12 protein-coding genes and 1 pseudogene are annotated in these 12,479 nt (G+C 61.7%); 8 read left to right on the top strand and 5 right to left on the bottom strand.

Annotated elements, in window-relative coordinates:
• Nucleotides 1-18: 18 nt before the first annotated feature.
• The gene (locus C2L65_RS09795) at nt 19-282 is read left to right on the top strand and encodes a hypothetical protein (protein WP_042308381.1); all 264 of its coding nucleotides are present in this window, start codon (nt 19-21) and stop codon (nt 280-282) included.
• A gap of 246 nt (nt 283-528) precedes the next feature.
• Here the strand turns inward: C2L65_RS09795 and C2L65_RS09785 are convergent, their stop codons facing one another.
• Entirely contained in the window at nt 529-2,007 is a 1,479-nt protein-coding gene (locus C2L65_RS09785; protein WP_042308383.1) for a YncE family protein, read from the bottom strand.
• Nucleotides 2,004-2,504, bottom strand: a complete 501-nt coding sequence (locus tag C2L65_RS09780) for a DUF305 domain-containing protein (RefSeq protein ID WP_042308521.1) — start codon at nt 2,502-2,504, stop codon at nt 2,004-2,006. Before C2L65_RS09780 ends, C2L65_RS09785 begins: the two co-directional genes overlap by 4 nt.
• 377 nt (nt 2,505-2,881) lie before the next feature.
• On the opposite strand from C2L65_RS09780, the pseudogene C2L65_RS46530 reads away from it, so the two are divergent.
• Nucleotides 2,882-3,151 (top strand): annotated as a pseudogene (locus C2L65_RS46530) (alpha/beta fold hydrolase); the annotation flags it as partial.
• Between the two features lie 11 nt (nt 3,152-3,162).
• Here the strand turns inward: C2L65_RS46530 and C2L65_RS09770 are convergent.
• On the bottom strand, nt 3,163-4,155 hold the full coding sequence (locus C2L65_RS09770) for an LLM class flavin-dependent oxidoreductase (protein WP_042308385.1): 993 nt from the start codon (nt 4,153-4,155) through the stop codon (nt 3,163-3,165).
• Nucleotides 4,156-5,083: 928 nt separating this feature from the next.
• Here C2L65_RS09770 and C2L65_RS09760 point away from each other — a divergent pair.
• Nucleotides 5,084-5,653, top strand: coding sequence for a hypothetical protein (locus C2L65_RS09760; protein WP_081920952.1), 570 nt, complete (start codon nt 5,084-5,086; stop codon nt 5,651-5,653).
• A 123-nt stretch (nt 5,654-5,776) separates the two neighbouring features.
• Nucleotides 5,777-6,820 (top strand): patatin-like phospholipase family protein, encoded by a 1,044-nt coding sequence (locus C2L65_RS09755; protein ID WP_042308391.1) that lies wholly within the window; start codon nt 5,777-5,779, stop codon nt 6,818-6,820.
• A gap of 19 nt (nt 6,821-6,839) precedes the next feature.
• Here C2L65_RS09755 and C2L65_RS09750 read toward each other — a convergent pair whose 3' ends face one another.
• Entirely contained in the window at nt 6,840-7,448 is a 609-nt protein-coding gene (locus C2L65_RS09750) for a class I SAM-dependent methyltransferase (RefSeq protein ID WP_042308392.1), read from the bottom strand.
• 411 nt (nt 7,449-7,859) lie between these two features.
• On the opposite strand from C2L65_RS09750, the gene C2L65_RS09745 reads away from it, so the two are divergent.
• The 4 genes from C2L65_RS09745 to C2L65_RS09730 all read left to right on the top strand — a co-directional run bounded on the left by C2L65_RS09745 (nt 7,860) and on the right by C2L65_RS09730 (nt 11,215).
• Nucleotides 7,860-8,549 (top strand): ABC transporter permease, encoded by a 690-nt coding sequence (locus C2L65_RS09745; protein WP_042308524.1) that lies wholly within the window; start codon nt 7,860-7,862, stop codon nt 8,547-8,549.
• Between the two features lie 25 nt (nt 8,550-8,574).
• Nucleotides 8,575-9,285: an ABC transporter permease gene (locus C2L65_RS09740; protein ID WP_042308394.1), complete on the top strand. Its 711-nt coding sequence runs from the start codon at nt 8,575-8,577 to the stop codon at nt 9,283-9,285.
• Between the two features lie 61 nt (nt 9,286-9,346).
• Entirely contained in the window at nt 9,347-10,138 is a 792-nt protein-coding gene (locus C2L65_RS09735; protein WP_042308396.1) for an ABC transporter ATP-binding protein, read from the top strand.
• Nucleotides 10,139-10,162: 24 nt separating this feature from the next.
• A complete protein-coding gene (locus C2L65_RS09730) occupies nt 10,163-11,215 on the top strand; it encodes a GlxA family transcriptional regulator (protein ID WP_042308397.1) in 1,053 nt (350 codons plus the stop codon).
• Nucleotides 11,216-11,284: 69 nt separating this feature from the next.
• Here C2L65_RS09730 and C2L65_RS09725 read toward each other — a convergent pair whose 3' ends face one another.
• Nucleotides 11,285-12,412 (bottom strand): type I restriction endonuclease, encoded by a 1,128-nt coding sequence (locus C2L65_RS09725; RefSeq protein WP_042308399.1) that lies wholly within the window; start codon nt 12,410-12,412, stop codon nt 11,285-11,287.
• Between the last annotated feature and the right edge of the window lie 67 nt (nt 12,413-12,479).

Genomic DNA, 12,479 nt, shown 5'->3' with positions numbered 1-12,479 from the left:
CAGCCTGGGAGTCAATCAATGGAAAAAATGGTCTCGTACAAAGGCTTTGAGGTCACCGTGAAGCTTGAGTCGGTGCGGGCCGTGTCAAGCGAATTCACCTATGGGCCCCCGGTGGGGTACGTTGCAATGGTGAGTATCTGCACGGTGGACCCGATACGACCGGTAGGCTCACCGATTGGGCTCGTCGGAGAAGGCAATCGAGTCTTCGACACGGTGGATGACGCCTTGACGGCAGGATTCAACGCAGCAAAGCGCGTGATAGACGAGAGAGGCGCGCCTTGACGGGGGTTCTCATCTGCGGGCGAGTCGTACAGCTGAATGGATTATCTGTTGCCGGCACTTCTCGCAGCTCGACAACCGTTCTCCGTTGAATATGCGACGGAGAGCCGGGCAAGTTACGCAGCCGGTCGTCCATGAACTCGGGCTGCTGAAGATGCCGACGCCGCTGCTGATCGGTCAGAAGGACACGACGGCGATCGGCAAGGATGCCGCGCCGCCACCTCGAACGAGACGTGGCGGCGGAACCGGTTACGGCGACTGCACCTGTACGGGTGCCCCAGGCTTGCCCGACCCTTGCGGGGCGACCACGAGGTAGCGGCGCTTGTCATCGGCATAGACCATTCCTGGTGTGATCAGTTGGCGAATCTGCCCGAGAGCATTGACGATCGCCGAGCCGGCCGGATTGGACATGAAATTCGCGAGCACCTGCAGGTCACCCATGCCATCGGGGTTATCGGCAAGACCTAGTACGTAGGGCTGCTTCGGTTGCAGACCAGTGACAGCGGCCTGGAGAACCTGCACGAGGCCCTGGTCGAACAACGCGACAGTCGTAGGTACATGGGTGGCATCCGCCGTCTTGCCCGCCCCCACGGGCACCAGTGCAAGATGGACGCTCTGACCAGCCAGGCCCAGCGTCTGCAGGTTCTGCGTAGCATCGCCTTCGGGCACCGCATTCGGCACATAGGTGACAGCCTGCGGCGCCTGGCCAATGGGCACAGTCGCGATGACCGTGTTGCTCAGTGTGTCGATCGCAGTCATCGCATCGGCGTTCTCCAGCCCGACATAGATGCGGCTGCCGTCCCCCGACGGCCAGAGCCCATGCGGCAAGTTGCCGACAGGTATCGTCGCGACCTGCGAAAAGTCGTCGGTTCGGAACACCTTGATCACATTCAGGCCTCCAACGGAGACGTACGCGAACGTGCCCTTGTCGTTATGCACGATGTTCACGTGATTCGTGATTGGGCCGGTGTCGAGTGTTTTGATCAGCGCGAATGGCGGCCTTGCATCGAACACCTGGACCTTGCCGGTGTCCTTCAGCGTGAACCAGACCTGCTTGCCGTCGGGCGTCGCCGCCAGGTCGGGACAAAAGGGGCTGGCCTGCTGGACCCTGCCGACGATCTTATGGTCGGCCACGGACACCACCTCAATCTCCGGGTTGAAGGACGAGCAGACGTAACCGTATTTTCCGTCCGTTGAGAATATCTGCATTCCGGGGCCAGCCGGGACAGTAATGCGTGTTTTCTCCTCGTACGTTTTTCCGTCGAGTACAGCGACGTAGTTTTCACCGCGCACGGTCACCCAGACTTCCTTTCCATCGGGCGTAAAGAAAGCCTCGTGAGGCGAGCGGCCGACGTAGGTGACATGCTTGACGGCGTTAGTCTGCGTGTCGATGAATGAAACCGAGTTCGATCCGATCGAGACAACCGCAATCGTGTGATGGTCCGGCGAGAAACCCATGCCATGCACAAGTAATTGACCTTTGTACAACGGACTGAAATTGCCCGGCGAGGGATCGCCGAGGCGAATCAGGCCAAGCAGCTTGTTGTCGGCCGGGTCGATCACCGACACTGTGTTCGAAAACTGCTCAGCGGCGTAAACGCGATCGTGGTGGCTTACGGGAATGTCAGGGTCGGACTGCGATCCAGGGGCCTGCCCAGCCCACGCGAACTGCGCTGCCACTAGCATGGATGCCGACAACGCGATGTTGATTTTCGATTGGCGTTTCATTGCTGCTCCTCCTGCATAGGGTTTGGCATGTTCATTTGCATGCCTTGGCCGGACGTCCGGTGAACCGGGGCGACAGGCATGGATGCCGGCTTTTGCTGGTCGGGAGCGGGGGCAGGCGATGGCAATGGTTGTCCGAGTGCGACGCGCATGGCGACGATTTCCTGTTGTTGCTCGACGACGATCTCTTGCGCGATGCGGCGCAACTGTTCGTTGTGACCGTAACGCAGTTCGGCCTGCGCCATGTCGATGGCACCTTGATGGTGAGGCACCATCATTGCGACAAAATCGCGATCGACGTCGCCCGTCGGTCTCGTCGACATGCCGTCCATCATTCTTGTCATGGCGGTATTGTTCTCCGCCAGGAAGGGGGCTTCGTTAGAGGTACCGTCGGTCTGCAAGCCGGCAGTGAAGGCAGGTGAGTCGCAAAGCGCCGAGATCGCCAGGACAATGACGACGCTCAGGATCGTCCGCACGGTACGGGGACTTGGGGTACGCACGATGGTTCTCCCGTTGCTATAAACAGGTCTCATTGGAGTGAACCAGGCAGATGCGGAGTTATTCCGTATCTCACACAGATTTCGCGCAGATGGGGGTTCGCGGCCCGATTGGGCGCCGCGGCATCGCCTGTCGAGTGCCGTCAAACGCTTCCAGTGAGCTATCGCGTCAAGATCCCCGGATCGTGAAGGAATGGTAGTGCGCGAGGAGGGCGATCGGAAGATGACATCGCGTGGCCCACTCTGGTTGTGAACCGGAGCGAAGCGAGGTCCGAAGATCTTCAGAAGCGGCCCGTGGTGCCGCACCCGTCACAACGGCTAAAACGGGCCGGCAAGCGCCTTTTTGGGGGCATCGGCGAAACGTTTATTGTGCTGACTTTTATACGCAGCCGGTCGTCTATGAGCTTGGGCTGCTGAAAACGCCGACGCTGCTGCTGATCGGCGACAGGGACGGCGATCGGCAAGGATGCCGCGCCGCCCGACGTGCGCCGCAGATGCAGGACCCAACGGCCTTTCACAAGGCGTTGCTCGACGGGCGTGCCGCCGAGCCCGCAACCATTGAGCGGGGGACGATGGTCTGTTCGAAGCAAAGGCAGCGGTGCGTCTTCGCTTCAGCCGGACGCGGGCGCGCGTGCCGGCGCAGTTGTTGACTCTCTCCCGTTCAGGCGTCGGCCAGTTCGTCGCGCACTTGCGCGCCGATTTCAAACGAACGCAGTCGCGCCGCGTGATCGTAAATTTGCGCGGTGAGCATCAGTTCGTTCGCGCCCGTCTGCTGGATGATTGAGCGCAGTCCGTCGCGCACCGTCTCGCGATCGCCGATCACCGAGCACGCGAGCGAGTGCTGCACGCTGCTCAACTCCATCTCCGACACCGCGAGGTGATCGACGGGCGGCTGCAACTGGCCCGGCGTGCCCCGCCGCAGATTGATGAACTGCTGCTGCAGCGACGTGAAGAGGCGGCGCGCTTCGTCATTGGTGTCGGCGGCGAACAGGTTCACGCCGACCATCGCGTAAGGCTTGTCGAGCGTTTCCGACGGACGGAACTGCGCGCGATACACGTGCAGCGCCTGCATCATGTAATCCGGCGCGAAGTGCGACGCGAACGCGAACGGCAGACCGAGCGCCGCCGCCAGCTGCGCGCTGAACAGGCTCGAGCCGAGCAGCCACAACGGCACCTTCAGCCCCGCGCCCGGCACGGCGCGCACGCGCTGCCCCGGCACGGGATCAGCGAAATAGCGCTGCAGTTCGACGACGTCGTCAGGGAACGAATCGGCGCTGCCGTTCAGATCGCGGCGCAGCGCGCGGGCGGTGGTCTGGTCGGTGCCGGGCGCGCGGCCCAGGCCCAGATCGATACGCCCCGGAAACAGCGACGCCAGCGTGCCGAACTGCTCGGCGATCACGAGCGGCGCGTGATTCGGCAGCATCACGCCGCCCGAGCCGACGCGGATCGTCTTCGTGCCGCCCGCGACATGCGCGATCACGACCGACGTCGCCGCGCTCGCGATACCCGTCATGTTGTGATGCTCGGCGAGCCAGAAGCGCTTGTAGTCCCATTGCTCGGCGTGCTGCGCGAGATCGAGCGAATTGCGGAACGCATCGGTCGCGCTCGCGCCAGCCGTGATGGGAGAAAGGTCGAGGACGGAAAAGGGGATCATGGAATCGATGTGCGGCCAACTATCGTCTTTTGCAAGGACGAAGCGCGGGTCCGCGTGGCGTGCGGGAAAACGCGATTGTGCCAAAGCGCTCCCGTTCCTGCTGGCGGGCTGATCATGTCCCTGCCGGCAGCAGGGTCGGCGTGTTCGCGAATCGGAGGCCGTTCGGCCAGCGATGCAGAAAACCCCTGAAAACAGGGCTCGAAATGCGTTTCCGGTTGCTTCGAGAAGGTCCGATGCGTGTGCCGTCGCACGGAATGACGCGCGCGCGGGCGTTAATGTGTCATCGTCGCCGCCAACGACGCGGATCTGCGCAATGCATACCCGCGTGACGAGGCGGCGGCCTCCACGGACCTCGACGCCGGTCGGCCCCTCACGTCACGCGTAGGTCGGCTACGCAGTACACACCCGGACGAACCGGGTCGGCCGGGTCAGCCGGGTGCAGGCAGGATGCCCGGCGCGTCGGCGCGATGACTTCACACGCATCACGCAATCATGAGGCTGGCGTGCCGACGCTAATCGTTGGCCGCCGCACGCGAGATCGCATGCGATTCGTCAGCCGATTCGGTGTAAACGCGCTCTCGCGCATTTTCGAACCTGACGCTAGATTGTCAGCACTTGCCAGATAGTCGAGGGGCCAGCGGCCGCTGTCGTTTGCGGTCGTCATAGCAGTGAAAATTGCGTCACGGCCAGAAGCACATGTGGCTTCTGGCCGAAACGCTTTTCATGTTGCTGCATGCGCCACCACGTTTCCCTTCGCAAGCCTTCTCCGTGGGTTCATCGCAGGTCGCATTTCTCGCGCACGAGAAATCTCGCGTAGCAATTCTTTAACTTTCCATACACATCTGCGCAGCCATCGTTCGCGATCCGGCTGTCGACCGGGTTATGCTCTGTGTCGTTCACATCGTTTGTGTCTAGCAAGTTATCGAAGATGGTTAATCGCACCTCGTTGCGCAACATGATGCTTTCCGTGGCCATGGCAGGCGCGCTGTCCGCGCTCGCCGGCTGCGACGACCAGCAGAGCGAGCAAGCCGTGCAAAAGCTCAAGGAATTTTTCAACGCCGTCAAACCGGACGCGCTGCTTCTGAAGGGGCTCACGCCCGGCATCACGACGGAAGCGCAAATCCGCGACCAGATGGGCAAGCCCGAAACCGAGCGCCAGTTCACCGACGGCTCGAAGCGCTTCGAATATCCGCGCGGTCCACAAGGCCTCAACACGTACATGGTCGACATCGGCCCGGACGGCACCTTGCAGGCGATCACGCAGGTGCTGACGGCCGCGAACTTCGCGAAGATCCGCGCCGGCATGACGGAAGACGAAGTGCGCCGTCTGCTCGGCAAGCCCGGCGAAGTGGCCGTTTATCCACTCAAGCCCGAGACGGTATGGAGCTGGAAGTGGCGCGAAGGCGGTGTCACGCAAGAAGGCTTTTTCAACGTGCATTTCGACGTCAATCACGTCGTCTATACGACCTCGCGCTCGGACGTAATGCGCGGGCACTGACGGAGGGCGGATAAGCCTGGGCGAGCAGTGTGTCCGGAAGCGAGGGCTAAAGGAGGGCTGAAAACAAAAGCCGCGCGCCACGGTCCAAACAGAAAACGCCTGTAATCAAGGGAGAAAATAACAATGGCCACACGTAGGCGATACAAGCGCATCGGCCTCGTGCTCGGCGGCGGGGCCGCGCGCGGCTGGGCGCACATCGGTGCGATCCGGGCGCTGCACGACGCGGGCATCAAACCGGACCTCGTGGCGGGCACGTCGATCGGCGCGCTGGTCGGCGCCGTCTATGCGAACGGCGATCTCGACTGGCTCGAAGAGTGGGTGACGGGGCTCACGTGGCAGTCGGTCGTGCGTCTGCTCGATCTGCGCTTTTCGGGCGGGCTGCTCGGCGGCAGGAAAGTCATCCAGGTGTTTGCGAACCGCTTCAACGGACGCGAGATCAGCCAGTTGCAGATGCCGTTCGCCGCCGTCGCGACGGAACTCGATTCGGGCCGCGAGACGTGGCTGCAGGACGGCGGCGTGGTGGATGCCGTGCGCGCGTCGATTGCGATTCCAGGCATTTTCACGCCGGTGCTGCACGAGGGCGTGTGGCTCGTCGACGGCGGGCTGTCGAACCCCGTGCCCGTGTCGGCGGCGCGCGGCATGCGGGCCGACTGCGTGATCGCCGTGGACCTGAACAACGACATTCTGAATGGCCGCGACTTCGGCGGAGCGGTGGTTGATCTGCCGCCCATGCCGACGGAAGAATCGATCGAGGCCGTCATCGAGCGCGCCGTTGAAGAATCCGAGCCGCTGCCGCTCGATCCCGATGCGCCGCCGCCCGCGATCGCGACGCCTGCGCCACCCGTTTTGCTACGGCGCAACGGCAAGCCGTTTCCGGGCTGGCTGCAGCCTTCGCCAGAACAGTATTCGCGCGACGTGCGCGTGGCGCCCGCGCCGAGCGCGCGCGTGCCGTCGATGCTCAGTTCGATCGCGCAAAGCATCGACATCATGCAGGTGCGGATCACGCGCAGCCGCCTCGCGGGCGAACCGGCCGACATCCTGATCCAGCCGCGCCTCGCGGGTATGGGCATCTTCGACTTTCACCGTGCGGAGCCCGCGATCGCGGAAGGGCGCGCGGCCGTCGAGGCGATGCTGCCCGCAATCCGCGCGTGTCTCGGCATCGATTGATGCTCCGTCGGATACGCGCTCAGTCCTCGGACCGCTTCGCCGCGATGATGCGGCACACGCGTTTGCCGGAGCTTGCGCTGGTCGTGTCGTCGGCGAACAGGATCACGCAGCTGGTCAGCGCGTCCGTGACGAGCGACGGCTCGAACGCCGAATAAAGCCGTCCATCTGGCTGGCGCGCGTCCACGCCCTCCGTCACGCGCCACGACAGATACAGCATGCCGTTGGGCCGCAGGATGCGCACGAGGTTGTCGACGGCATCAGTGATCGCGTCGACGGGCAGATGCATCAGCACGGTTTCGCAGACCACGTTGTCGAACTGCTCGTCGATCTCGGCGAGCGACGGCAGCGATGCGGTGCGAAACGCGATCTGCGGATAGAGCCGCCGCGCTTCGTCGAGCAAACCCGCCGACGCATCGAACCCCGTCACGCGATACCCATGGTCCGCGAGCCACGCGGCGTCGCGCCCGTTGCCGCAGCCGATATCGGCCGTCTTGCCGGTCGGCAGCAGATGGCTTTCCCACAGCGCATACATGTCGTCGGGCGGCGGCTGGTCGAGCCATTCGCGCGAGTAGCGGGCGGCGTCGTGGGTGTAGGCGTCGAGCGTCGTGGAGTCGGGGCGAAGTGTCATGCGGCGATCCTTGTCGCGGAAGCGTCGGGTGTCGGAAGGGAGAAGCCAGTCTAACGCGTGTGCATCCGGACGGCTCCAATGGGAAGCGCCTGGCAGCATCGTGGCCTCCTGTCTTTCAGGGAAAGCCCCAATCGGCGCGGGTTTGCGAGCATGCGGGCGGCTTCGCGCGTCTATCGAAAAAGCGACCGCAAACTTGCTAATTCGCGGCACCTGCTGCGTGCGCGCCATCCGCTTACAAACAGATAGCGCCCGCTATACCGGGCGTCCAACGCCCGCCATGCGGCGCCTTCGTCGATGTTGCGATGCACAACAAGCGCATGTCCCGGTTTGAGCAATTTATTTTTGCTTGCGAGTATCCGCGCCATGCCGCAGTTCGTTGCGGCGGTCCGGATAACCTCAAAGGAGACACGCGTGTTCTTATATGGCTTTGGCCCGGTGCTCCTCGAGGGCACGATCAAGACGATCGAGCTGTCGGTTCTATCTCTGGCGACGGCCGTCGTGCTAGGCCTGATCGGTGCGGCGGCGAAGCTGTCGTTGAGCCGGCCGATGCGCGCGATCGCGACGGGCTACACGACGCTGATCCGCTCGGTGCCCGACCTGGTTCTCATGCTGCTGCTCTTCTACAGCATTCAGATCGCCGTCAACAACCTGACCGATGCGTTGAACCTGCCGCAATTCGACATCGACCCGTTCGTCGCGGGCGTGCTGACGCTCGGCTTCATCTACGGCGCTTACTTCACCGAGACGTTTCGCGGCGCGTTTCTCGCTGTGCCACGTGGCCAGCTCGAAGCGGGCGCGGCATACGGCATGAGCGGCGCGCGCGTATTCGCCCGCATCATGTTCCCGCAGATGATGCGCTTTGCGCTGCCGGGCATCGGCAACAACTGGCAGGTGCTCGTGAAGGCGACGGCGCTGGTGTCGATCATCGGACTCGCCGATGTCGTCAAGGCCGCGCAGGACGCCGGCAAGAGCACCTTCAACATGTTCTTCTTCATCCTCGTTGCCGCGGCGATCTATCTGGCCATCACGACGGTGTCGAACCTCGTGCTGATCTGGCTGGAGAAGCGCTATTCGATCGGCGTTCGACACGCCGAACTCTAATTCGCGCCACGCGCAGGAGACGATCATGATCGACATTCTCAACCAGTTCTGGCGCGCGTTCCTCTACTGGGACGGGCAACGTATCTCGGGTCTTGCCGTCACGTTGTGGCTGCTGGTCGCATCGATCGGCATCGGCTTCGTGGCGTCGATTCCGCTGGCCGTGGCGCGAGTTTCGAGGAAGCGCTGGCTGTCGACGCCCGTGCGCCTCTACACCTACGTGTTTCGCGGCACGCCGCTCTATGTGCAGTTGCTGCTGATCTACACGGGCATGTACAGCCTCGAGTTCGTGCGCTCGCATGCGCTGCTCGATTCGTTCTTCCGCAGCGGCTTTCACTGCGCGATTCTCGCGTTCGCGTTGAACACTTGTGCGTACACGACGGAGATCTTCGCGGGCGCGATTCGCGCGACCTCGCATGGCGAGGTCGAAGCGGCGCGCGCCTACGGCATGAGCTGGTTCACGATGTACCGGCGGATTGTGATACCGTCCGCGCTGCGCCGCGCGCTGCCGTTGTACAGTAACGAAGTGATCCTGATGCTGCACGCGACCACCGTCGCCTTTACGGCCACCGTGCCCGACGTGCTGAAGGTCGCACGCGATGCGAACTCCGCGACGTACCGCTCGTTCGAGGCTTTCGGGCTCGCGGCGCTGATTTATCTTGCTGTATCGTTCGCGCTGGTTGCGTTGTTCCGGCGCGCCGAGCGTCACTGGCTTGCGTACCTGGCCGTGCGGCGTTGATCGGCCGAGAGCCCGTAATACGTAAGCACCGTTTCACCCGTCTTCACTCTGGGAGAGCATCTTGCTCCACACGACTCAAACGGAAGCCTGCAAGCTCGCCGTGCAGGACATCCACAAGCGCTATGGCGATAACGAAGTGCTGAAGGGCGTCTCGCTGAATGCCAACAAGGGCGACGTGATCAGCATCATCGGTGCGAGCGGGTCGGGCAAGAGTACGTTCCTGCGCTGCATCAATTTTCTCGAGCGGCCGAACGCCGGGCAGATCGTCGTCGATGGCGAAGCGGTGCGCACGAAGGTCGATCGTCACGGCAACTTCGAGGTCGCGGATCACAAGCAGCTGCAGCGCATCCGCACGAAGCTCGCGATGGTGTTCCAGCACTTCAACTTGTGGGCGCACATGAACGTGCTGGAGAACGTGGTCGAAGCGCCGATTCACGTGCTCGGCCTGTCGCGCAAGGAAGCCGAAGACCGCGCGCGCGAGTATCTGGAGAAGGTCGGTCTTGCACCGCGTCTGGAGAAGCAATATCCGTCGCATCTGTCGGGCGGGCAGCAGCAGCGTGTGGCGATTGCGCGCGCGCTGGCGATGAACCCGGACGTGATGCTGTTCGACGAGCCGACTTCCGCGCTCGATCCCGAGCTGGTCGGCGAAGTGCTGAAGGTGATGCAGAAGCTCGCCGAAGAAGGCCGCACGATGATCGTCGTGACGCATGAAATGGGCTTTGCGCGCAACGTGTCGAACCATGTGATGTTCCTGCATCAGGGCCGCACGGAGGAAGAGGGTGTGCCGTCCGAGGTGCTGGCCACGCCGAAGAGCGAGCGGCTCAAGCAGTTCCTGTCGGGCAGTCTCAAGTAAGCGGGCGTCCCGCAGCACACGTTAATGCCACGTCCGTCGTCCAGTCCGGCACGCACGACTCAGGTCGCGATTGTCGCGTTGCCACCCGTTTCGATGTCGGGCGTCGGGCCTATTGTCGATGCGTTGAATCTTGCCAATGAGATCGATGGCCGCGCGTTGTACCGCTGGCAGGTGTGCTCGTGGGATGGCCGGCCGGTGCCGCTCGCGGGCGGCGCGCAATGGCCCGCCGATGCCGCATTCGGCGATGCGATTTCGTGCGACTGGCTGATTCTCGTTAGTGAGCGCTTTCAGCAGTTTGCGGATTACCGGTTGTTTCTTGCCAGTCTGTCGCGGGTTGGGCAGCGTACGCCGCTTGTGACGGGGATTCACCACGGCGTGTGGTGGCTGGCCATGGCGGGGCAACTCTCCGGTTATCGCGTGAGTGTGAACTGGGAGACGTATCAGCAGTTCACCGAGCAATTCGAGCGGTCGATCGTTACGCAGCAGATCTTCGAGATCGACCGTGATCGCGCGACCTGCGCGGGCGGGCAGGCGACCGTCGATTTCATGCTGGCGATGATTGGGCGTGAGCATGGGCCGGAGCTGGCTGACCGTATCGCCGATACTTTAGGCGTTGGCGTGCTGCGGTCCGGGGAAGAGCGTCAGCGGATTCCGTTCGTGACGGCGCCGGGCGAGCGGCATCCTCGTTTGAATGATGCTTTGCTGTTGATGGAAGCGAATATTGAGGATCCGCTGACTTCGGATGAGATCGCGGGTTTAGTTGGCGTTTCGCGCCGGCAGTTGGAGCGGCTCTTTCGGCAGTATCTTGGGTCGATGCCGTCGAAGTATTACCTCGGTTTGCGCCTTGCGAAGGCGCGGACGCAGTTGCAGCGGACTAGCAAGTCGGTTGTTCAGATTAGTCTCGCGTGTGGGTTTTCTTCTGCTGCGCATTTTTCTAATGCTTATCGGGAGAAGTTTGGCGTTACGCCGCGTGAAGAGCGTAGGAATTTCATCGAGAAGCAGCATGGTGGCGCACATGCAGCTATTGATGAACCAAGGGCAGCAGCGATGATCGAGCGGCCAGAGCGGGACGCGTAGCCGTGTATCTGACGCCCGGCCAGCGCGTCAGATACGATTCGCATCGCTTCGATAAGGCTTATTGGAGAGTCAAGCTTCGGCTTCGGACTCGTCGATTGGTACAGCCGAGTCGTCTGTGTTTTGCTTCAGATACGCGCTCACACAAACTTTGAGTTTTTCGGCGCAATCGAATATATCGTCGACTGATGCAATAGCAATCCGTTCTTCCTCCTTGTTCTCGTTGAATACACCAAGCACCAGCCGGGACGGGTTATTAAAGCGCAGGCGACAGATCGGTTTCCGGTTGTTATCAGCAAAGAGAATCGCGCAATAACTTGCAGCCGGCCGGATTGCGACCATGTTGGGCTTGGCCAGTGGACGTACGATAGCGCGAATGATCTGGTATGCGTCCATCTCGATCTCTGAAACCTCATGCTCGACGTGCTCGGGATCAGCGCCTTGTGTGTCCGCGCCTGTTGCGGCGCTTGGCAGAAGAGCCGGTTCAGGCGTCATGGCACCTTTCAGCCGCTCGTTGATCTTGTCTGCCAGCAACTGCTGGAACGCATGCTTGGTGATCTGCGTGAACTGATCCTTGACGGTTGCCCGAAACTGCTTGCCGCCAAGAAATTCCGCAGACACCAGACGAACGAAGTCTTCAGGCGGCTCGCTCATCCAGGTATTGAGCGTGCCCTTTATCGAGCGCGTGTACTTAAGATGGTTGGCGGTGTCGAGGATGCTTTCCAGATCGAACGCCGCTTTGGCAAACTTCTTTAGTTCTTCGACATCCTGTTCCCTGAAATCAAGAATGTTGAATTCGAAGAACGGCTTCTCATCCATCTTGTTCGGTTGCTCAAGGTCCGTGAAAAACCTGTAGTTGGTGCCGTTGGTGAGAACGCCGAAACGCGCTTCCGTAACGTGGAAATATCTGAAGAGCTGGCTTGCATGATTGATGTGCAGGTCGCCGCCGCATTTCTTGCACTCGAACAGGATGATCGGTTTCCCGTCCTTCAAGATCGCGTAGTCGACTTTCTCTCCTTTCTTCGTTCCCACGTCGGCAATCAGCTCCGGCGTTACCTCCAAAGGATCGAAGACGTTGTAACCGAGCAGGTGAATGAACGGCATCACCATTGCGTTCTTCGTGGTCTCTTCGGTTTGTACCATGTGCTTTGCTGTGGCGATGCGATTAGACAAGGCTCTGATCTCATCAATGAAGTCCATCTTCGTACAGTCTCCCGGGTAGCTGCTGATGCGATTGCGTGTCCATTAGTGAGGCACGAAACAATGA

The organism is Paraburkholderia terrae (assembly GCF_002902925.1).
Classification (GTDB): Bacteria; Pseudomonadota; Gammaproteobacteria; order Burkholderiales; family Burkholderiaceae; genus Paraburkholderia; species Paraburkholderia terrae.
The sequence above is the reverse complement of the archived record's forward strand: the minus strand, read 5'-3'. Positions and strand labels throughout refer to the sequence as shown.